Origin of the sequence: Williamsia limnetica, from assembly GCF_003217475.1 — a bacterium.
GTDB classification, from domain to species: domain Bacteria; phylum Actinomycetota; class Actinomycetes; order Mycobacteriales; family Mycobacteriaceae; genus Williamsia; species Williamsia limnetica.
The window spans coordinates 1-21,210 of sequence record NZ_QJSP01000008.1 but is presented as its reverse complement, the minus strand read 5'-3'; the positions used below and the strand labels follow the sequence as shown (position 1 = coordinate 21,210).

Below are 21,210 nucleotides of genomic sequence, written 5' to 3'. Positions count from 1 at the left end.
TCTCAAGCGGGGCAGGGCTACTGAGAACGTTACTCTCTTATCAGAAGAGTACCGCTCTTTTGCTGGATTGAGTGCATCCGAAGTCGTTGCGAAACGCAGATCGCCCCCGCCCTTTGCGGGGCGGGGGCGAATCGACATGGGGCGATCGCGATTACTCGGCTCGCGCTGCGACCGGTTCCTTGAGAGCGGCGCCGAGGACGGCATCACGACCGGAATCGGGCGCCCGGAACTTGGGCAGGAAGGCGGTCAGGATCAGTGCGGCGATCGCAGACCCGGCCGCCAAAGCCATGATCACCCGAAATGCGTTCTCCGACGGAACGCTCGTCGCACCGATCGTGATCGTCATCTGCGCGAGGATGACCCCGGCGATGGCGCTCGCGAAGGATGTTCCGAGTGATCGCATGAGCGTGTTGAAGCTGTTCGCCGCACCGGTCTCGGTAGGAGGCACCGCCGCCATGATGAGCGCGGGTATCGCGCCATAGGCCATGCCGGTTCCGGTCCCGATGATGATCGCGATCATGATCAGTTGCCAGATCGAGTGCAGTGAGAATGTTCCGATCCCGTACCCGGTCGCGACGATGACGGCACCGAGCATCAGCGTGATCTTGGGTCCGTACGCGTTGGTGATCTTGGATGAGACGGGAGCGATGAGCATCATCACCACGCCGAACGGCGCCATCACGAGGCCGGACATCAACATCGATCCACCGAGCCCGAATCCGGTGCTCTCGGGGAGCTGGACGACCTGGGGGAAGACCATGGTCGCGGCGAACATGGCGAAACCGAACACGATCGACGCGAGGTTGGTGAACAGGACCTGGCGGCGAACTGCGATCCGGAGGTCGACCAGTGGCCGGGTGACACGGAGTTCCCACCATCCCCAGGCGAGGAACGCGACCAGGGCGATGGCGAGCAGGCTCAGAGTCTGTCCGCTGGTCCAACCCCAGTCCGACCCTTTGGATACGGCCAGCAACAGTGCGACCAGCGCGGTGGAGAGTGAGATCGCGCCGACGAAGTCGAACGAGCCGCCGGTGCGGACAGGCGATTCGGGCACGATCTTCACGATGAGTGCGCCGGCGACGACGCCGAGGGCGGCCGATGCCCAGAACAGGACGTGCCAATCGGCGTACTCGGCGATTAAAGCAGCGATCGGCAGTCCGAGTGCACCACCGACACCGAGCGACGCGCTCATCATCGCCACGGCGCCGGCAAGCTTCTGGGGCGGAAGGACGTCGCGCATGACGCTGATCCCGAGGGGGATGAGTCCGGCGGCGAGGCCCTGCAGAGCTCGTCCGACCACCATGGGGATCAGGCTCGAGCTGAGAGCGGCAACCAGCGAGCCCGCCACGAGCAGGACAATGCTGATGAGCAACATCCGCCGTTTGCCGAACATGTCACCGAGTCGACCCATGGTGGGCACTGCGACCGAAGCAGCCAGCAGGGTGGCCGTGATTGCCCATGCGGTGTCGGATGCCGGGGCATTCAGGTACTCGGGAAGATGCGGGATGATCGGGATCACCAGTGTCTGCATCAATGAGACGACGATGCCGGCGAAAGCCAGCACCGCGACCACGGCGCCGGTCGCCGGGGGTTTGGCCACGGCCGTGGCCTCAGGCGCAGAAGTCGACATGAAATCTCCATCGGACTGGAATCGGATCTAGATAGGTTCTACAACCAAATTAAGTCAGTCGTTTGAATTAGTCAAAGGGTATGGTCGATCGGTGACCAAGATCTCTCACACATGACGAGGCGAGCCGGATGAAATCGGATGCGGTGACCACCTCCACACGCGATCGATTGCTGGTCGTGGCCGAGCAACTGTTCGCCGAGCATGGCGTCTATGCGGTCTCGAATCGTCAGGTGAGCGAGGCGGCCGGACAGGGCAACAACGCCGCGGTGGGATACCACTTCGGTACGAAGGCCGATCTCGTGCGAGCGATCGTCAACAAACACTCTGCCGAAATCGAACGCCATCGTTGCGAACTGGTGGCGGCGACCGAAGGCTCGACGGAGATCCGCGACTGGGTCACCTGCCTGGTGCAGGCGACCACGGACCACCTCGCTGCTTCGCCGACTCCGACTTGGTTCGCACGGTTCAGCGCGCAGTTGATCACCGATCCGAGCCTGAGGTCGATCGTCTACACCGAGGCCATGGTGTCCCCATCGCTGCAGAAGACGCTGGTCGAACTCGCGAGGTGTTTGCCCGATCTGCCCGTCGACGTCCGAAAGATGCGCGCTGACATGGTCCGTCAACTGATGACACACATGTGCGCCGAGAAGGAGCGAGCCATCGCTGAGTCGACCGAGGAACCGGGCGACTGGACAGACTTCACCACTGATCTCGTTGATGCCATGGTCGGGCTCTGGCTCGCCCCGGTCACCCGCTGAGCGGACCTTGTCCGGGGCGAGGTCCTAGTTCGTCAGCCACATCTCCTCTGGCAGAGGCGATCCGAGGCCGTAGACGTCGACTCCCGACACGTTGGTGCCTGCGATGACCGCCGGGGTGGACCGGACGAAGAACACACCCGGGACCAGCTCCGCAATCTTCTCCTGGACGGTGTCATAGGCAGCTTTGCGTTCCCCCACCGTGGTACCGACGCGGCCCGCATCGAGCGCCGCATCGAGTTCGGGGTCGCTGATTCCGGTCATGTTGCCCTGCGACTTCGAGTGAAAGCTCACCCACAGTTCGGTGTCCGGGTCCAGGACGTTCGCCGAGGTGACGACCATCTGGAAGTCCCGGTTCGCGACCACCGAGTTGATGGCGGACGAGTCGAGAGCATTGATGCTGACCTCGACGTTGTCGAACGCGCTCAACTGGGCCTGGAGAGCTTCCCCCGTCTGCTTGTTCTCGGTGGTTGAAAATGCGGTGTAGGCGAAGTTCACGGGCTTGCCCTCGGCGGCCAGTTCGTCGAACAGCGCCTGCGCTTCTTCCTTGTTGTTCACGTGAAGCGCGATGTCGCTGTAGAACGGGGACACTTGGGGGAACAGCGTCTTCGGGACGGTTCCGGCGTCGTTGTAGACGACGGTGTTGAGCGTGTCGAGATTCAGGGCGAGTGATACCGCTTTACGTGCGCGCGGATCGTCGAACGGCGCACCTCGGGTGTTCATCGCCATGTAGTAACCACCCCCGGTCTCCACGAGGTCGGTCTTGAGTCCGGCGCCTTCGGCTTTCTGCAGGTTGGCGGCGTTCGACTCGGAAGCACTGTCGACCGCACCACTGATCACCGCGTTGTAGCGCTGTGCGGCGTCGGCAACGAAGGTGAAGGTCAGCGAATCGAGATAGGGCTTCGGCGCGTCCCAGAAGCCGGGGTTCTTCGCGAACTCCATTTTGTTCTGCCGGGTCCAGCTCGTCAGTGTGAACGGACCGGCACCCACAGGCGCGGCGTCGAACGAGGCACGGCCCTTCTCCAGAGCTGACGGGGAGGCGACCCAGTTCAGCGCGCTGGTCACCACCGCCTGAGCGAAGTGCTGGTTGGGTGCGACCATTGTGACCTTCAGGGTCGCGGGATCGATGACGTCAGTCGACGCGATCTGGGGGCTCACTTTGCTCGCCCCGGAACCGAGGGTCGGATCTTTCATGCGGTCCCAGTTGTACTTGACTGCGGCGGCATCGAGAGGTGTTCCGTCGGTGAACATCAGTCCCGGACGAAGTTTCATGGTGTAGGAGGCACCACCGTCGGTGGTCGAGAAGTCCTCGGCCATCTTGTATTCGATGTCGAGCGACTCGACGTTGTTGATCATGAGCGTGCCGTAGAGCGCGTTGCCGAGCTCGGGTTGGGTGGCCCAGACATTGCCGAGGGACGCCGGGTCGAGGGTGCGTGGCTCGCTGACCTGGATGATGCTCGCGGAGCCGCCCGACACCGGGTCGCCTTCGTCCTCGGATGCACTCGTGGTGGAGGGGGAGCTGCAGGCGGTCATAAGCAGGGTCACGGAACACACCGCGGCGATTGCTGCGGCGATAAGACGTCGTTGTCGAATCATCGTCAACCTTTCGGTAGATGGGGAAGGTGCTGACAGTGGTTTTCTCACATCGGTTCCCGGTGTGGCCCGGCGAGCTGACCTCCGTCGACGATCAGCGACGTGCCGGTGCAATAGGAGCTTTCGTCCGACGCGAAGAAAAGGACGGCGTTCGCGACATCCTCAGGCTTACCGAACCGGGCTATGGGTTGCTTCTGCATCGCCGACTCGAGTCGGGTGCGCACGGTTCCGGTGGCTTTGAGCATCATCGGGGTCTCGATGAAACCAGGATGAACGGAGTTGACCCGCACATTGAACGGGCCCCCCTCGAACGCAACGGCTTTGGTGAGACCGGTGACCGCGAACTTGGATGCGACGTACGAGGTCATCCCCTCGACTCCGACAAGACCGTCGATCGACGAGATGTTCACGATCGACCCACCCCCTCGACCCTGCATCACCGGTAGGGCGGCGCGAGTGCCCATCCACACCGAGGTCACGTTCAGCTCCATGATCGAATGGTGGCCGTCGTACACCTCGTCGACGATCTTGCCCACGCCGCGGCCACCGCCGGCATTGTTGACCAAGATGTCGAGCGGCGAGAAATGCTCGGTTGTCGTGAACAACAGATGATCCCAGTCGTCCTGGTTGGTGGCATCTGCATGCACGAAGAGGGCGTCATCCCCGAACTCCCGGGCGACGTTCTCGCCCAACTCGTCGTTGATGTCGGCGATCACCACTCGTGCGCCTTCACGGAGGAATGTACGTGCCGTCTGTTCTCCGATGCCGCTGGCGCCACCTGTCACCACTGCGACCTTGCCCTCGAGCCTGAGGCTCATGAAATCGGTCCTCTCTCCGCGTTCGCGGATACTTCTCGGCGCAGAACCTTCGTGGCCCGCGAACTCGTAACTGTTGTCGGTCGCCTACGTGAGCGGGTCATGCCATGAACGACCCGCCGTTGATCCGCACTACCTGCCCGGTGATGAAAGCACCTGCATCAGAGGCGAGTTGGAGCACCGAGAGTGCGACATCGCGGGTGGTACCCACGACTCCGAGCGGTGACGCGGTCGTCATCATCGCGACGTACTTCTCGCGCTGGTCGTGGTCGATCGTGCCGTCGGCGTGTGTCCAGTGCTGGTCGGTCATCCCGGTCTCGACCCAACCCGGCGCGATGGCATTGACCCGCACCCCGGCCGGCCCGAGCTCCAATGCGAAGGTGCGTGTCAACTGCGCAACACCACCTTTGGAGATCGCGTAAGTGATGCGACCTGGACTGGTGCGGTCCTGGATGGACGACGTCAGGTTGACGATGCTGCTTCCGGGCTTCATGACCCGTCCCGCCGCCTGGCAACTGAAGAACGTACCGCCGACATTGATCCGGAAGACCGTCTCCAGTTCATCGGGGGTGACGTCCAGGGCGTTGCGCATGATCATGATCCGTGCCGCGTTGACCAGGATGTCCAGTCGGCCGTGATGAGCCACGACATCGTCGACCACATCCGATATCGCTGTGGGGTCGGAGACGTCGACAGTGCACGTTTCGATGGCGAGCCCTTGGTCCTCGGCTCGCCTTCTTGTCTGCTGCAGACCCTGTTCGTCGATGTCCGTGGCGAGTACGCGGGCGCCCGCCGCAGCGAGCACGATTGCTGACTCCTGCCCGATACCGCCCCCGCCCCCGGTGATGAGGGCGACTTTGTCTGCGACGAGAAAAGCATCGATCACAGAGGAACTCTGAGTAGCAGACATAAGCTAGGACGTCGCATTCGAGAAGGCGGCGTTGCGCTCGATCTGGTCTTCGGTCATGCGCCATGGACTCTGGATGACCGCACCGCCGTCGACGACCAGCGTCTGACCGGTGATCTTCGCGGCGAGTCGAGATGCAAGGAACAGCACGGCATCCGCGATGTCGCGACCGCGCGGAGGAGCGAGGGCGTTGACGACGTCTTCGCCGAATGGGACCTCGGGGAGATCCCAGTTGTTTCCGCCGACGTTGCCCGGCGCAATCGAATTGACCCGCACGCCGTGCTCGCCGTATTCGTCGGCAAAAGTCTTGACAAGTGAGATGACCCCCGCTTTCGCGGCGCCGTATCCGGCGTGGAATCGCGACGAGCCGATGCCGTCCACCGAGGTGAGGGCTATGAGTGAGCCTCCCATCTCGTTGGAGATCAGATACGGTATCGCTGCCTTGAACACGTAGAAGACCTGCGTCAGATTGAGAAGGATTTGGGAATCCCAGTCTTTGTCGGCGATGTCGGCAGCCTTGCTCCACCTGGCGCCACCGACGATGTCGACGCAGACGTCGAGTCCGCCCAGCCGCTCCGCCGCCTCATCGACCGCGCGCCGGGCAGCAGCGGAGTCGAGTACGTCGGCAATGATTGCGAACGCCTTGCCGCCTTCGTCGGTGACCTCCCGAACGATCTGTTCTGCGCGTTCGGCGTCCTTGTCGATACAGGCGACGGTGGCTCCCGCCCGGGCCAATTGCAATGCGGATCCGCGGCCATTGCCCGCCCGTACCGGGATGAATCCCGCGCCGACAACGATGGCGCGGGCGCCGTCCAATCCTAGATCGATCATGTTCTGTCTCGGCTTTCTTCGGTAGGTCGTAATGCGGCGGGCTGATGGATGCGCGCCGATCTTCGGTGGCACCCCCGGGGCGTCAGGCCACCGTCTCGAGGTCGTCGGTGTCGTCGGTGTCGTCTGTGTCCGAAGAGTGCTGTGCTGCAACGGCGAACGTATAGTCGCCGCGGTTGAGGTGGAGCAGGCGCGTGGCGAGTTCAAGTCCCGACATCGGGGTGCTGGTCCCTAGGCGTCCGTGCTCGTTGACGTAATAGTTTCGCTCGGGATTTGCCTTGGGGTCGAGCCAGATCAGTTTGCCGGCCTCTTCGTCGATGGCGTTGTTGAACTCCCAGAACGCCTCGTCGGTGACCTCCGCGCTGTCGTTGCCGTCTTCGATGACCGCGACGATGACCCTGGCGATGTAGCCCACCCAGGACTCCATCCACGCGGGTAGTCCGCCGACGCCGATCCCGCCGCCGGTCGCAGGCTGGGCATTGGGCCCGTAGAGCACGAAGAGGTTGGGGAACTCGGGGATGGCCAGGCCGAGGTACGCCCGGGGGCCACCCTCTTTGTTCCAGCGCTCTTCGATGTGTACGCCGCCGACGCCACGAAAGTCAATGGGCCAGAGCCATTTTGTGACCTCGAAACCCACGGCCGTCAGCGCCAGATCGACGGTGCGGTGGGTGCCGTCGGCCGTGACGATCCCATCGGCGGTGAACCTCTCGATACCATCGGTCACCAACTCGACGTTGTCGCGGGTGAGCGATCGGTACCACTTGTTGTCGACGATCGGACGTCGAGCGGCCGGGGTGTAGTCGGGAACCAGCTTTTCGACCAGATCGGCGCGGTTGTCTACCTGCGATCGGATGTACTGGGTGAGGTTTGCGCGCAACCTGTCGTTGCTCTTACTGAAAATGCCACCCGAGGCCTGCCATTGGGGGTCAGGCTGAATCGTGTCGCGAGGATTGTTGGGTTTGAGTGCAGTGGTGCGAGCCCAGTTCCAGTAGTGCGGGATATTGTCGAGTATCCACCGCATCTCGGCACTGACCGCCTCGCCATACCCTTCTCGGGGCGCGATCCATTGGGGAGTCCGCTGGAAGACGTAGACCTGATCGGCGGCGTCTGCGATGCGCGCGAGGATTTGGACTCCGGTGGAGCCGTTGCCGATGATGGCGACTGTCTTGCCTTCGGCGCTGTGCTCATCGGTCCACTCGGTCGTGTGGATGACTTCTCCCGCGTAGTCATCGATGCCATCGGCGACAAGCTTTTTGGGGGTGGAGAACAATCCGGTGGCGGTGACCACGAAGTTGCTGCTCACGTCCCAGGCGACACCGTCGGCGTCGGCCACCCGCAATGCCCACGACGATGACCGTTCATCGAACTCGGCCGCCTGGACCTCGTGCTCGAACCGGATGTTGTCGTACACCCCATAGTTCTTCGCAACCATCTCGAGGTAACCCCGCACCTCGGGTTGCCGAGCGAACTGTTCGGTCCACGGGTGGTTCTTCACGAAGCTGTATTCGTATGTGGTGCTGGCGGTGTCGACCCGTGCGTCCGGATAGGTGTTGATTGCCCACGTGCCGCCGACATCGGGCCGGCGTTCATAGATGACGTACGAGATGCCGAGTTGCTCGAGTTGCACCCCCATGGCGATACCGCAGAGCCCCGCGCCGACAATCACGACCGAGAACTCATCGGCGCGATCTGGGCGCTCCGCGCTCCACTGCGTGAAAAGTGGGAACTCGTCGACCGCGGGCATCAGCCTGGCCACCGCGTACTCGGCGTCGGTCAGCTTCTGGCCGAGGGCGAGTTCCATCATGTCGCGGAGTTCACATTCGTCGAGTTCGCGCGGCACGTAGCTCGCGCCGACGCCGTCGACAAAGGCCTCCGCCTTGCGGAAGAGCGCCTCGCGGTCGCCCTCGGCGATCGTCATCTCGAACGCTGCGCCACTGCGGATCGGCACCAGTTCGAGCTTCATCTGCGCCAGTTCCGGGTCGCCCGTGGCGTGTAGGAGTGCGAGTCGTAGAGCGTGAAGATTCGAGCTCGCCAATGCGTCTCGGCGAAAGTTGTTCTCTGTCATTCGAGCCTCTTTTCAGCATTCCGAAAAGTTTTTCGTAACTTGGTGGGCTACGCTAGCCTGAGGCGAAGATCACGTCAACGTTTTGATCACATCTAGGAGTTGGATGTCTCTGTCGGCCCTCCGCGCACTACAGGTGCTCGATTTCTTGACCGTGAACGAGCGCAGCACCTTCACGCTCAGTGAGCTCTCGAAGTCGCTGGACGTCAGTCCCGGATCGATGTTCGCGGTGCTCAAGGTGATGAGTGACGGCGGCTATGTGATCCGGCATCCGCGACACAAGACCTACACGCTTGGTCCCGCGGTGGTCGCCGCCGGCCACGCCGCGGCCGGCGCCCACCCCGTGATCGGCCTCGCTCGCACCGAAATGGTCAACCTGGCAGCCGCCACCGGTCTCGAGTGCTCGGGCACGGTGATGGTGGGCCGCGACATTCTCTGCATCGCCGTCGAAGGCAAGCCGAGCGGTCGGCAGCTCGAACTCGTCCCCGGCCAGCGCATTCCGCTGCAACCCCCTTTCGGCCAGCCATTTCTGGCGTGGCTCGCACCGACGGACTTGCGTGAGTGGATCACCGAACTACCGGATGATCTGCAAGAGCGCGTGGCGACGTACCTCACCGCTTATGGATCTGCGGTGCGCGACCGCGGCTACACCGTAGGTCTCGGAGATCCGGGCCCGGAACGACGGTCGCTGACCAGGGAGCTGGCCGAACGCCCGAACGACCTGGCCCTCCGGAAAGCCCTGCTCGAGCAGTTCTTCGACGACCAGCCTGACTATGCGGTCCGGGAGGTCGATCCCGACGCCGAATACGATGTCGGGAACATTGCAGCTCCGGTCTTCGACCCCGACGGGCGGGTCGCTTTCTGCCTGACGCTGCTACACATCGGCAGGCGTCGCGGGGCCGATATCGCGGTTGCCGCGCAACCGGTCACAGCCTCGGCCCAATTGCTCACCAGGCAGATCGGTGGCAGGGCGCCGGCCCACGACTGGAGTGTCTCCCTTTGAGGTCTCGACCGACCCGCGCCCCCCGCATGGCCAGCAACACGTGAAAGGTGTGAACGTGACTGAAACACAGCCTGCAACTGAGGATCTCGGCGCGGTGACGCGGGTGGTGACGCTGGGCGTCGAACACGTTCGCATCATGCACGTCGTGCCGGTCCACGCCAGGAGCGTCTGCGCTCTGCTGCACTTCCATGGGGGTGGTTACCGCAAAGGGTCGCCGCAGATGTTCGCCGACAGCCTCGTGCGGATCGCGGAGGCGTGCCAGATACAGGTGTTCGCTGTGGGCTACCGGCTGTCCGGCGAGAGTCCTTTCCCCGCAGCGTTGGATGACGCCGTAGCCGCGTATCGATTGATCACGGAGCGGATACGTCCGGACCATATTGCGTTGTGGGGTGATTCGGCAGGAGGTGGATTGGCTGCGGCGCTGCTGCTGCGGCTGCGGGAACTGGGGATCCCGGGCCCGGTCGGGGCGTTCCTGTTCTCCCCGTGGGCCGACCTACGAAACTCGGCGGTCAGCTTCTCCGAGAACGAGACCAGCGACGAGCGTTTCTCTTTGCAGCAGGCAACCGAGGCGGCAGCGGACTATTTGGCGGGGCATCCGGCAACCGATCCGCTGGTGTCACCAGCGCTCGGCGACTGGACCGGACAGCCTCGGCTGGTCGTCCAGGTCAGTGACAGCGAGGTGTTGCGTGATGATGCACTGCTGCTGGCGCAGACGGCGACGAACGCCGGTGTGGACGTCCGTTTGAAGGTGCACGAGGGGCAGCCGCACATCTGGAACCTGGCCTATCCATTCACTCCTGCTTCGGAATCAGCCATTGATTTCATGATCGAGCACCTCACCGAGCTGATCTAGGCCGCGAGTCGGCGATGGCACACCTCGGTGATGCGGCAACGAGCGTCGTCGTCGACCCCCGGGACACCGTCCGCGGACATCCAGCCCAGCAGTCGCTGGAAGTAGTGGCGCTCGGGCAGCCCGAACGTTTCGAAGATCTCGGCGGCGTCTCCTCCGCCGAAGTACTGCCACTGCAAGGCGAACTCGATCATGGCTGTGTCGTATCGATCCGGCGTCCACCGCGCGATGTGCTGCTGGATCCTGGTGCTCGCGTACATGGCACGCTTCCTCTCTGAGAATCTATGCCTGGCCGGTGACCAGGTGCTTTTCCGCGTAGAGCCTCGCCCACTCGGCGCGGGGGCGAATGGATACATCGACATCGGTGGCGGTGGCCCGCAACGCCCCGACGGTGGCGTCTTCGCGCTTGGTCTTCGCGAAGGGATCCCAGCCGAAGTGCCGGCACGAGTTCTCGAACGTGATCTTGTTGATGTCACTGTCGCTCGCGCCCACGGCAGTCAGCTCGCCGTACACGCTTTCGGCCGCGTCAGGGAAGAAGCAGTCAGAATGCGGAAAGTCGCATTCCCACGCGATCGTGTCGATGCCGATCTCGTGCCGAAGCTTGAGGGCCGTCGGATCGGTGACGTAACACGCCAGCGAGTGCTCCTTGAAAACCTCGCTGGGCAGCTTGCCGCCGAAGTCGCGCCTGAGCCACCGCTGGTTGGTGTAGTGCCGGTCGCACCGGTCGAGATAGAAGGGGATCCAACCGATTCCGCCTTCGGAGAACGCGAATCGGAGATTGGGATACCCCCGCATGGCCGGCCCCCACAGCAGATCCTGGGCGGCGATCGCGGAGATCTGCGTCGCGAGAACGATCAGGTTGTCGATGGGTGCGTCTTTGGCCATCGAGATCGCGCCGAACCCCGACCCGATGTGGAGACACATGACCACGTTCTCGTCTGACAGCGTCTGGAACACCGGGCCCCAGTAGTCGATGTCGTGGTAGCTCGGCAGGCCTTCGAGGTGTGGGATCTCGGGCATGGTGACGGCCCGGCACCCCTTGGCCGCCACGCGCTTGATCTCGGCGACCATGGCCGGTGGGTTCCACGTCGGCAGGAGTGCCAGGGGCAGGAAGCGGTCGGGATAGGCGGCGCACCACTCGTCGATGTGCCAGTCGTTGTAGGCCTGGACCATCACGATGGTGACCTCGGCCTGATGCTGGTTGAGGTGGCGTGCGGAGAATCCGGTGAACGTCGGAAAGCACATCGACGCAAGGATGCCGTTGCGGCTCATGTCGCGGACGCGCTCGTGCACGTCGTACACACCCGGTCGCATCTCGGCGAAACGGGCAGGGTCGCGACCCCACTCTTCGGCAGGCCAGGACACGACCGCGTTGAGCCCACTCACGCCGGTGGGTTTGCCCTGGTAGACCCATTGGTCGATTCCTGCCTCGGTGACGATCACCTTCGGTGCCTCGTCGACATACTTGGCCGGGACGTGGTTCTCGAACATGTCGGGCGGCTCGACGACGTGGTCGTCGATGCTGACAAGGATCATGTCCTCGATGTTCATGGAACCTCCAATGAGTGCGGTAGATCACGTGGGCTGTCACTCTGTTGTACCGTTCACAACCATGACCGACTCCACACATTCGGCCACGCCTCATGCGAAAGCGGCCAATGTGAAACGGCTGCGCCGCAGCGCGGTGGTCACGGCAGGGAGCCGCCTCTACGAAGGCGAGCGCCTTGTCACCGGGTGGCACTCACATGACGAGCACCAGATCGAATACGCCATCGGCGGCGTCGTCGAGGTCGAGACTGCCAATGCGCACTACCTCTTGCCGCCCCAACGGGCGGTCTGGATTCCGGCGGGGCTCCGGCATCAGGCCACGATGAACCCCAATGTGCGATCGATAGCGGTGATGTTCGACCCAGAGCTCGTCTCCTACCAGGGGCACAATGCCGCGATACTCAGTGTTTCCCCGTTGATACGGGAGATGATCGTGTACGCCCGACGCTGGCCGATCAGTCGCCTGAGCACCGACCCCGAGGCCAACAGTTTCTTCGCCACACTCGGCAACCTACTGCTCGAGGCCATCGCGAACGGTGGTGAAACCCTCAGCCTGCCGACCTCGGATGATGCGGTCGTGGCAGCCGCGATGGCGTTCACGAAAGAAAACCTGCGTTCGATCAGTATCACCCAGGTCGCCCGCAGCGTGGCGGTGTCCGAGCGGACGCTGCGCCGGATGTTCCAGGAGGAGACCGGCTCGTCGTGGCGTACCTACCTCCTGCGTGCCCGGATGCTCAGGGCCATGGCGCTGTTGGCATCACAAGACCAGTCTGTCCAGGAGACCGCCCGCGCAGTAGGTTTCGAGAACGCGAGCTCGTTCGCCCGGGCGTTCACCGACTACTGCGGACAGACGCCGACCTCATTCCGGCAGCGTAGTGCCGGCTCGCTCTGATCACCCGCCCCCGGAGGCAGATAACAGCGCGCTCCCGCGTCCGAAGAACGGACACATCGCCAGGTAGTCAATCACTGGGCGAACAGATCAGCCGCGTACTTGACCCGCTGGAGCGGTTCTCTGCATTCTCGGATCGTGCGAGACCCGCATCGCAGTGGGCGGTCCAGGGCCGCAATCGAGTTCACGGAAGGCTCACCACGATGACGGAACGACGCATCACGCAGCGGGGATTGTGGTTCGAGGAGTTCGAGATCGACGCCGTGTACGAGCATCGACCCGGTCGCACCGTCACAGAAGCCGACAACGTCCTCTTCACGACTCTCACGATGAACACCCAGGCGCTGCACCTCGACGCCGCCTACGCTTCTGCCCAACCAGGCTTCGGAGGTGAACGGCTCGTCAACTCGATGTTCACCCTTTCGACCATTGTGGGTCTGTCGGTCAGTCAGCTCACCCAGGGCACGCTCGTCGCCAATCTGGGTTTCTCCGCTATTGCGTTCCCGAAGCCGCTGTTCCATGGCGACACGCTCTACGCCGAAACGGTGTGCACTGGCAAGCGCGAGAGCAGGTCCCGCCCCGGCGAGGGGGTGGTGTCATTGAGGCACATCGGGAAGAACCAGGACGGTGAGATCGTCGCCAGCGCCGACCGGTCGACATTGGTGCGCGCACGGCCCGGCGCGGAGCAGGCGCAATGAACCACTGGAATATGCCCGGCCCGGCCATTCTCTTCTGCCCGGCTGATCGTCCGGAGCGGTACGCGAAAGCTCTGCACCGGGCGGATGCCGTGATCCTCGACCTCGAGGACGCGATCAGACCTGAGTCGCGCGAAGCAGCGCGCCGGTCGTTGATCGAGTACCCGATCGACCCCGACCGGACGATCGTCCGCATCAATCCGGCCGGAACCGACGACCATCAGTCGGACCTCGCAGCATTGGCGCAGACCAGCTATCGGGCGGTCATGTTGGCCAAGTCCGAATCGGCCGAGTCGGTGGCGCAAGTGGGCTACGACGTCGTCGCGTTGGTGGAGACGCCCGCCGGAGCACTCGCGGCGGCCCAGATTGCCGGTGCGCCCAACTGCATCGGGCTCATGTGGGGCGCAGAGGATCTGGTGGCCGCGATGGGCGGACGGTCGAGTCGCTTCACCGCCGCCGAAGCACACGCCGGCCGTTATCGGGACGTCGCGCGGCAGGTGCGTGGCATGGTCCGACTCGCCAGTTCAGCACACGGACGCTTCGCGATCGACTCGGTACACATCGACATCGCTGATACCGACGGATTGTTCGCCGAGGCGCTTGACGCCGTCAACCTCGGTTATGAGGCGACGGCGTGCATACACCCCTCCCAGGTGGAGGTGGTGCGTGCCGCCTACCGTCCCGCACCTGACGACATTCGTTGGGCAGAGGGCGTACTCGAAGCTGCGGCGACGAGCGCCGGCGGTGTGTTCCGGGTGGATGGACAGATGATCGACGCCCCTCTGCTCGCTCAGGCCCGGGCCATCATCCGCCGAGCCGGCGTCTGACGTCGGTGTGGAGGACGACAGGCCGGCCTGCTCCGAGGGTGCTACTTCAGCATGCCTCCGGCGTCGACGGTGAGCGGAAGACCTGTGATGTAACGGGATTCGTCTGAGGCGAGGAACAGCACCGCATTGCTGATGTCTTCGGTCTCCACCCAGCCGACAGGCAGCACATGCATGTGCCGCGCGGCGACTGCCATGTCGTCGGCAGTCGGATTCTCCAGGTCGGGACGGAACATCTTCATCGTCGCCTCATGCATGAACATCGGAGAATTGACGTTGGTGGGATGTATCGAGTTGGCTCGAATGGAGAACTCGCCCAGCTCGATCGCGAACGACCGCGCCAGGCCGACCACGCCGTGTTTGGCAGCGACGTAGGGTCCAATGTTCGGGTGAGCTTTCAACCCACCCACTGAACTCGTCAAGATGATCGAACCACCGTTGCCACCTGCGAGCAGATGGGGCACGCCCGCTTTCACCGACTTCCACACACCGGACAGGTTGATGTCGAGCATCTCTTGCCAATCGCCCTCGTCGACGAGATCCAGTCGCACACCGCCCGTGCCGATCCCGGCGTTGGCAACGATGATGTCAAGCCGACCCAGTTGCTCGACGCCGGTGTCCACCGCGGACCTGAGCGCAGCGAAGTCACGTACGTCCACCTCCGCCGTCACGATCCGCCGATCGAACTTCTCCACCAGTCGGGCTGTCTCGGCCAAATCTTCCGAGGTCGATGCGGCGATACTCGAATCGGGCCGGATGGGCTTGCAGATGTCGATGGCGATGATGTCCGCACCCTCTTCCGCGAGCCGGACCGCGTGACTGCGCCCCTGCCCCCGGGCGGCGCCCGTCACGAATGCGACCTTGCCTTCAACTCTTCCTGGCATGTGAAACCTCGCTTGTTGCTCATCGCTGTCGCGTGATGAGGTGGAAACTGATCGATGTCGGGGCGTGGAGGGCTCCGAATACTCTTCTGGCGCTACGACGCTGGGGTGAACTCGATGTTGAGCTCGGAGAGTCCGCGCAGGAGGAACGAAGGGTCGTACCGGTACGAGCGGTCGCCCACTGGACCATGTGACACTTCGCTGATCTGGAAGTCCTGCATCCGGTCGAGGAGGCGGTTCAGGGTGACCCGGCCCTCGACTCTTGCCAGCGGTGCTCCGGCGCAGGTGTGCAAACCGCGACCGAACGCGACATGGTCGTGAAGGTTCTTGCGATCGAGCCGGAACTCGTTCGGGTTCTCGAACTTTCGCGGATCTCGGTTTGCCCCGGCGAGGCACAGCATGACGATCGTGCCCGCCTTGATCTCGACGTCGCCGATGGTCGTTGTCGTGCGCGCGAGGCGAAAATCGACCTTGGTCGGGCTGTCGAAGCGTAGCGACTCTTCGAGGAAGGGTTTGATCAGGCTTCGATCCTCGCGCAGCATCTTCTCGTACTCCGGGCGGTCACCGAGCACACGTAGCGCCGAGCTGAGGAGCTTGGTGACTGTCTCTTGTCCGGCCGCGAAGAGGAAGGTTGCCGGCCGCACCACATCCATCAGGTCGGGGGTCGCCCCGTCCGGGTAGGCGGCGGTGGCCAAGCCACTCAGGATGTCGTTCTGCGGATCGCGGCGTCGTTCGGCCAGGTATCCCTTGAACTTTTCGTCGAGGTACTCGAGGGGGTTCACCGCGACCGGGGTGTGGTCGAGCGCACCCACCGCGTGTTGAACGTGCTCCCTCGCGGCCAGGATGCGCCGGAACTCCGGTCGTTCGGACTCCGGCACCCCGAGCAGATCTGTGATGGCGAGCGTTGCGAAAGGTTTCGCATATTCACCCAGGAACTCGCAGTGGCCGTTGTCGATGAACTCGTCGATCTGGGCGTCGGCGAGTTTCCAGATGTATTCTTCGTTCTCCTTCAGCCGTTTTGGGGTGAGCAGTCGTGCCAAAAGGGATCGGGCTATGGCGTGCTCGGGCGGATCCATGACCACCATGTGTTCGGCGATCGGGAAGAGGTGACGGTGGGCATTGATCTGTTCGGTGATGTCATCACCCTCGGGTTCGAACGGTAGAGGGGGGAACGGTCCACCGATCGCATTGACGGCAGAGAGGGCCTCGGAGTTCTTGAACGCTTCGATCACCTCGGGATGACCGGTGACGACGACCACGTTGTGGTGCGGTTCGCGGTAGACGGGATTCTGTTCCCTGAGCGCGTCGAAGTACTCGAACGGGTTCTGGGCCAACGCTTGATCGGTGAAGTAGTCGGCGGATGCGAGATCGGTCATGAGGTCTGTTTTCCTTCGCGGGTGTTGGTTTTGTGTTCAGGCGTGTCGACCATGCTGATGGCTTGCCGTGGGCAGCCACTGATGGCGGCTCGGACCTGCGGCATCTGGGCTTCAGGAGGATCGGTATCGCAGGTGGCGACATCGTCGTCGTCGCCGAGTTCGAACACTTCAGGTGCGATCTCCACGCACAACGCGTGCGCCTCACACATGAGGGGGTCTACCTGGAGTCGCCACTGTGGTGAGTTCACTTGACGTCACTCATGCTTTTGCCGACGTCGGCAAGGGTCAGGGGCTTGCCGTAGTCGTTGGTGTATTTGTATGCGGGCACATTGCATCGGAAGGGGCCTGAGTCCGGCTGGAAATCAGGAGTCACCCAGCCTTCTGAGGTGAGCTGCTCGACGTTGAAGCACCCTGACGGCGGTGTTGGTTGCGTCAGGTCGACCGGCGCGTGCAGGCCACCGCCTGTCCAGTTGCTCTGTGCTTTTGCAGTGTCGTACAAGCAGGTTCGCGTGAGGTCGTCGCCGCAGTCGGCGGCTGAGGTGGCGAACAGCAGCCATGCCGACATTGCCCGCACTGCGGGGAGGGTCAGTTGTTTCCCGGGTGCATACTTTGCCCACAGCTCAGTGAGCTGTTCCATGGCTGGTGCGTCACTGCTGAGGGGTAGGTTGCCGCCCAGATCGACGTAGTTGTGTTGGTAGCCGGCAGAGGTTCCTGCAAGCTCCGCGAACTGCTGTCCGTATGCGTTGTTGTTGGCATCGATCCAGTCCAGCTTGTAGTCCATTCCGGTCAGGACGCTCTCGAGTTTCGCCAGCTGTCCGAACTCGCCGTAGAAGATGAGGCCCTTGACGCCTTTGCTTTTCATGGTTTGCGCGTACGGCGTCCAGTCCGACACTCCCATGGCCGGATACAGGTCGTTGTAGACGAAGGTGCCCCCCGCAGCCTCGGTGGATTCCACGGCTTGCTCCCCGAGGATCTTCGTCACCGGAGAGTCGCCGTTGATGATGCCGACGGCCTTGGCGGATTCGGGATATTCGTCCGTCATCAGCCACTGTCGGAAGCCGAAGAACGGGTCGTAGCCGGGCACCTGGGACGGATCAGCACTGATCTCGAGGTCTGACCCCACGGAGGTCAGCTGGGCCACCTGGGCCGGAAAACTCGGCAACAGGCAGCTGACCCGCTCCTTGACCCCGAGGCCGTCGAGCGCGCTGCCGCCACCGACCAGTGCGAAGTCCTCATCGCAGGCTGCCATCATCTGCTTGCGGGTCTCGGTCAGCTTGGAATCGCGGGTGTTGGCTACGACCTTCCGTCCGTTGATGCCGCCGAGGTCGTTGCACCAAGACGTGAACACCTGTGCGGCGTTGACGAATTCGGCGTTCTTGTTGAATCCGACGTCGGAGAACACTCCGACTCGGATCTCGTCGGCGGTCACCCCTTGGGTGGGTGCGGTGGAGACCGAACCCGATTGGCAGACCTCGGGTAGATCCCCGAAGCCGCTCGAGATGTCGATCGCCGACGATGTGGCCCCGCCGCTCTGTCCCTCTTCGCTTTCACTTTCGCTGCCGCTTCGTCCACTGCACCCCGCGACCAGCACTGCAGCTGCCGTGAGCGCTACCAGCATTCGACGTGATCTCACTGCTTCTCCCTCATTTCGACGGCACGCTTTCTGGGCTCAGGTGCGTGACCGACTGTCAACGGATGACTTCTCGAGCGCCGCGCACTGCGGGCGGTGGGGGAACGTCATTTCCTGGTGATGAAGCTATCTTCTCGGGCGAAGAGAATCAATGGTTTTCGGGTATCTCGTCTTGATCGATCGATCAATTCCTGCGACAGTGATGTCGGAACGTCGGCGCAGCGAGGCAACTAAAAGCAATGAAAAAGGCTACGGAGAAGCATTTTACGCATGGATGAGCCTGGAACGGCTGCCTGAACGTTCTTGAGCTGATCGTCAGATGTCTGGTCGAGTGATCAAATATGAAAGCCTGTCTGCCTGCGAAGTGTGCCTTCCTTCGTGTGGAAACCGTGCACGCGCACGAGCCTTCACATGCTGGAATCCGACAGTTCCTTGCGAACGAGATACGCGTTGGCAGGGCTGCGCCTGTCGACGTCATTGGCGTAGAAGTGTTCAGTTCGGGACACCTCGCCTGTCGTTACAGCCGCGGCGTCCAGAGCTCGGAATTTGAACGCCCGTGCTGCAGTGCTCAGGCAGTGAGCGGCATTGCTCACTTCGTGTTCGAGCGGACCGGGGCAGTGTTCCCCGAGCACGATCACCTCGGTGAGGCCCACGGCGAGAGTGGTGAGAACCCCGGCGCGCACTCTCTCATCGGAGTCGAACAGGTCGGCCGTGACGGCCAGGCCTTGCGGGCACAACTGCTGATGGCCGCGCCACTCCATGGCGACCTCGAGGTCGACCACGTCGACACCGAGAATGCGAAGTGGGCGAACGTCGCGGCTGTCCGCAACCAACACGGTGATGTCCCATCCGGACATCACCCGGTCGAACAGGAGTCCTCCCGCGCAGCGGACCACCTCTGCCGCGCTGGTGGCGACCACCGCGAGGCGATACTTCTCGAGGTCCTCGTATCTGCTGATGCGTTCCGCGATGGCGCTGCGCACAGCAGCGCGCTCATCGTGGATGCGGGCGGTGTTCGCGTCAGCCATAGCCAACAGTGTAGATACGACCGTCCGATTGTGCAGGCGTTTGCCTTACTTTTGGTAATTCTTGGTGGAGGCGCGGATCGATCTCCGGCGGCTCACGTGGACGCGGTGCCGTCGAACTGGTCGAGAATGCCTTCGACGAACGCGGTCAGCGCGGCGTGACCTGCGGTGACGCCGACGGCCTCCTCGTTTCGGAGGTTGCGTGCCATCCCGGTCAGGATCATCGACATGACCATCGGTGGGTACTTCTCGAGGTCGACGCCCCTGGCCCGCAAGACCATCGTCACTGCTGCGGTTTCGATGTCTCGGATTCGTTCAGACGACCGTTTCAACTCAGCACCGATGATCTTCCGGTGGTTGGCCAGCGCCATGAACTCGGTGTTCAGTTTCGTTGCTCGCGCGTCGCCGCTGACCATCCACAGTGCCCGCAAGGGGTCGTTCTGCTCCAGCGCCTGGCGTTGGCGAGCCAGTGTGACTTCCGCGCCACCTCGGACAACCGCCAAGAACAGGTCGTCCATGGTCGGGAAGTAGTAGTACACCAGCGCCTGCTTGACCCCGGCCCGTGCGGCGACTTTTCGTGACGTCGCAGCGGCGTACCCCTCTTCGAGGATGACCTCGATCGTCGCTTCCATCAGGCGTGTCTTGGCCGCGGTGTCCTGGTCGCCCTTCTTGCGTGCGGTGGCCACTCAACGTTCCCGGCCGATGCGGGCAACGCCCTTGCAACGCAGCGGTATTCGTCGTGAAACTGACCAGTCATCTCGTTGCGAGCGATCCATGACTCACCCTAACATTCTGATCGATCGATCAGCGGGTTCCCGTCGCAGACCCGGGATTGGCTGCCTGGTCACCAGTACCGTGAGCCGGCCGGCTCACGGCCGACCGACTGGCGACCGAAGCGATGCACAAAATGTCCATGGTTTCATTGAACGATGTCCATCGACCGGGTCGGCCTCTCCGCAAAACAACGTCTGGTTCTCACAGCCGAGCGCCTGTACGCCGTGCACGGGCTCGACGGAGTGCCGCTGCGTCAGATCGTCGCCGAAGCGGGTATGGGTAACAAGACAGCCGTGCAGTACCACTTCGGGTCCAAAGAAGGGCTGATCCAGGCCATCCTGGTCAATCGGCTCGACGACCTGGACCGCAGGCGTGAGCTACTCCAGGCACGAGTGCCCGCGAACAACCTGCGCGCAGTGGTGGAAGCTCATCAACTGCCGTTGATCGAATTGGCCGAGGACGACAACTGCTTCTACCTACCCTTCCTCGAGCAGTTGGTACGCAAAGTCGATCCGATGCTCGCCTTGCCCGCGAGCAATCTCGCCGCCGAGAACGCCTATTATGAACGCGTCGAGGAACTGTTGACCGACGTACCGATTCCGCTGCGTCCCATCAGAGTTCGGCAGGCATCGGCCACCGCGCTGCACACCTGTGCGGACCGGCAACGTTCGCGTCTGGTCGGATCACCCGTACCGCCGTACGCACTTCACGTCAGCCACCTGCTCGACAGTCTGATCGCAGCGCTCACCGCGAAACCGTCGCGAGAGACCCGCTCTGCCCTCGAGGCGTGGATTGCTACGGGTCAGGACTGAGATCGACGGCAGTGCGGGTCCATCAGATTTGCACAGAGATGAAAGTTGAACTGGATGTGCCGCTACGATTGCCGGCTGCTGCCTTGAGGGCTATCTGCGCTAAATCCAATTAGCGCAGATGGAAGGCGGGTGGCCTGCATGGACCCGCTGTAACACCTGGAACTTCCGCGCTAGCCTGCTCTGAGTTGGAAGGTCTGTTATCACAGCGGGTTTGTCTTCTGCGGTCGGTGAAACGCTGCGAGTTGTGCTCCGGCAGCGACCAGTCCGACCCCGGCAGCGACTCCGGCGGCTTGACCCGAGGTGAGTTTGTGGT

At 62.9% G+C, this 21,210-nt stretch carries 21 protein-coding genes; 7 read left to right on the top strand and 14 right to left on the bottom strand.

Features of this window, described 5'->3' with window-relative positions:
• Positions 1-151 precede the first annotated feature (151 nt).
• Positions 152-1,630 (bottom strand): MFS transporter, encoded by a 1,479-nt coding sequence (locus DFR67_RS14160; protein ID WP_110470161.1) that lies wholly within the window; start codon positions 1,628-1,630, stop codon positions 152-154.
• A 143-nt stretch (positions 1,631-1,773) separates the two neighbouring features.
• Here DFR67_RS14160 and DFR67_RS14155 point away from each other — a divergent pair, with 143 nt between their 5' ends.
• Positions 1,774-2,388 (top strand): TetR/AcrR family transcriptional regulator, encoded by a 615-nt coding sequence (locus DFR67_RS14155; RefSeq protein ID WP_245937946.1) that lies wholly within the window; start codon positions 1,774-1,776, stop codon positions 2,386-2,388.
• A 24-nt stretch (positions 2,389-2,412) separates the two neighbouring features.
• Here DFR67_RS14155 and DFR67_RS14150 read toward each other — a convergent pair whose 3' ends face one another.
• From DFR67_RS14150 to DFR67_RS14130, 5 genes are all read right to left on the bottom strand, one after another.
• A complete protein-coding gene (locus DFR67_RS14150; RefSeq protein ID WP_342766733.1) occupies positions 2,413-3,930 on the bottom strand; it encodes an ABC transporter substrate-binding protein in 1,518 nt (505 codons plus the stop codon).
• A gap of 95 nt (positions 3,931-4,025) precedes the next feature.
• Positions 4,026-4,796, bottom strand: a complete 771-nt coding sequence (locus DFR67_RS14145) for an SDR family NAD(P)-dependent oxidoreductase (protein WP_110470158.1) — start codon at positions 4,794-4,796, stop codon at positions 4,026-4,028.
• Positions 4,797-4,893: 97 nt separating this feature from the next.
• Positions 4,894-5,679, bottom strand: a complete 786-nt coding sequence (locus DFR67_RS14140; RefSeq protein WP_158539963.1) for an SDR family NAD(P)-dependent oxidoreductase — start codon at positions 5,677-5,679, stop codon at positions 4,894-4,896.
• 27 nt (positions 5,680-5,706) lie between these two features.
• Complete coding sequence (locus DFR67_RS14135; protein WP_110470156.1) at positions 5,707-6,531, bottom strand: SDR family NAD(P)-dependent oxidoreductase; 825 nt, start codon at positions 6,529-6,531, stop codon at positions 5,707-5,709.
• Positions 6,532-6,613: 82 nt separating this feature from the next.
• Complete coding sequence (locus DFR67_RS14130; protein WP_110470155.1) at positions 6,614-8,593, bottom strand: flavin-containing monooxygenase; 1,980 nt, start codon at positions 8,591-8,593, stop codon at positions 6,614-6,616.
• Between the two features lie 103 nt (positions 8,594-8,696).
• On the opposite strand from DFR67_RS14130, the gene DFR67_RS14125 reads away from it, so the two are divergent.
• Both DFR67_RS14125 and DFR67_RS14120 read left to right on the top strand, forming a co-directional pair.
• Positions 8,697-9,593, top strand: a complete 897-nt coding sequence (locus tag DFR67_RS14125; RefSeq protein ID WP_110470154.1) for a helix-turn-helix domain-containing protein — start codon at positions 8,697-8,699, stop codon at positions 9,591-9,593.
• A gap of 55 nt (positions 9,594-9,648) precedes the next feature.
• Positions 9,649-10,446, top strand: coding sequence for an alpha/beta hydrolase fold domain-containing protein (locus DFR67_RS14120; RefSeq protein ID WP_146240444.1), 798 nt, complete (start codon positions 9,649-9,651; stop codon positions 10,444-10,446).
• Here DFR67_RS14120 and DFR67_RS14115 read toward each other — a convergent pair.
• Together DFR67_RS14115 and DFR67_RS14110 are read right to left on the bottom strand one after the other, a co-directional pair.
• Positions 10,443-10,703 carry a hypothetical protein gene (locus DFR67_RS14115; protein ID WP_110470152.1) on the bottom strand — a complete coding sequence of 87 codons (261 nt, stop codon included), beginning with the start codon at positions 10,701-10,703 and terminating at the stop codon, positions 10,443-10,445. The two genes, DFR67_RS14120 and DFR67_RS14115, sit on opposite strands and share 4 nt — an antisense overlap.
• A gap of 22 nt (positions 10,704-10,725) precedes the next feature.
• Positions 10,726-11,994 (bottom strand): amidohydrolase family protein, encoded by a 1,269-nt coding sequence (locus DFR67_RS14110; RefSeq protein ID WP_110470151.1) that lies wholly within the window; start codon positions 11,992-11,994, stop codon positions 10,726-10,728.
• A 61-nt stretch (positions 11,995-12,055) separates the two neighbouring features.
• Between DFR67_RS14110 and DFR67_RS14105 the strand changes: the two genes are divergently transcribed.
• The 3 genes from DFR67_RS14105 (at position 12,056) to DFR67_RS14095 (ending at position 14,402) form a co-directional block, all read left to right on the top strand.
• On the top strand, positions 12,056-12,883 hold the full coding sequence (locus DFR67_RS14105; RefSeq protein ID WP_110470150.1) for an AraC family transcriptional regulator: 828 nt from the start codon (positions 12,056-12,058) through the stop codon (positions 12,881-12,883).
• Between the two features lie 200 nt (positions 12,884-13,083).
• Positions 13,084-13,578: a MaoC family dehydratase gene (locus DFR67_RS14100; protein WP_110470149.1), complete on the top strand. Its 495-nt coding sequence runs from the start codon at positions 13,084-13,086 to the stop codon at positions 13,576-13,578.
• A complete protein-coding gene (locus tag DFR67_RS14095; RefSeq protein ID WP_110470148.1) occupies positions 13,575-14,402 on the top strand; it encodes an HpcH/HpaI aldolase/citrate lyase family protein in 828 nt (275 codons plus the stop codon). Before DFR67_RS14100 ends, DFR67_RS14095 begins: the two co-directional genes overlap by 4 nt.
• Before the next feature lie 41 nt (positions 14,403-14,443).
• Here the strand turns inward: DFR67_RS14095 and DFR67_RS14090 are convergent, their stop codons facing one another.
• The 6 genes from DFR67_RS14090 to DFR67_RS14065 all read right to left on the bottom strand — a co-directional run bounded on the left by DFR67_RS14090 (position 14,444) and on the right by DFR67_RS14065 (position 19,943).
• Positions 14,444-15,283 (bottom strand): mycofactocin-coupled SDR family oxidoreductase, encoded by an 840-nt coding sequence (locus tag DFR67_RS14090; RefSeq protein WP_110470147.1) that lies wholly within the window; start codon positions 15,281-15,283, stop codon positions 14,444-14,446.
• A 92-nt stretch (positions 15,284-15,375) separates the two neighbouring features.
• A complete protein-coding gene (locus DFR67_RS14085) occupies positions 15,376-16,656 on the bottom strand; it encodes a cytochrome P450 (protein ID WP_110470146.1) in 1,281 nt (426 codons plus the stop codon).
• The gene (locus tag DFR67_RS14080) at positions 16,653-16,865 is read right to left on the bottom strand and encodes a ferredoxin (protein WP_245937975.1); all 213 of its coding nucleotides are present in this window, start codon (positions 16,863-16,865) and stop codon (positions 16,653-16,655) included. Before DFR67_RS14080 ends, DFR67_RS14085 begins: the two co-directional genes overlap by 4 nt.
• Before the next feature lie 35 nt (positions 16,866-16,900).
• Positions 16,901-18,274, bottom strand: coding sequence for an ABC transporter substrate-binding protein (locus tag DFR67_RS14075; protein ID WP_110470144.1), 1,374 nt, complete (start codon positions 18,272-18,274; stop codon positions 16,901-16,903).
• 419 nt (positions 18,275-18,693) lie between these two features.
• Entirely contained in the window at positions 18,694-19,314 is a 621-nt protein-coding gene (locus tag DFR67_RS14070; protein WP_245937945.1) for a hypothetical protein, read from the bottom strand.
• A 92-nt stretch (positions 19,315-19,406) separates the two neighbouring features.
• The gene (locus DFR67_RS14065; RefSeq protein ID WP_110470389.1) at positions 19,407-19,943 is read right to left on the bottom strand and encodes a TetR/AcrR family transcriptional regulator; all 537 of its coding nucleotides are present in this window, start codon (positions 19,941-19,943) and stop codon (positions 19,407-19,409) included.
• Positions 19,944-20,240: 297 nt separating this feature from the next.
• Here DFR67_RS14065 and DFR67_RS14060 point away from each other — a divergent pair, with 297 nt between their 5' ends.
• On the top strand, positions 20,241-20,897 hold the full coding sequence (locus DFR67_RS14060; RefSeq protein WP_110470143.1) for a TetR/AcrR family transcriptional regulator: 657 nt from the start codon (positions 20,241-20,243) through the stop codon (positions 20,895-20,897).
• Positions 20,898-21,210: the final 313 nt, after the last annotated feature.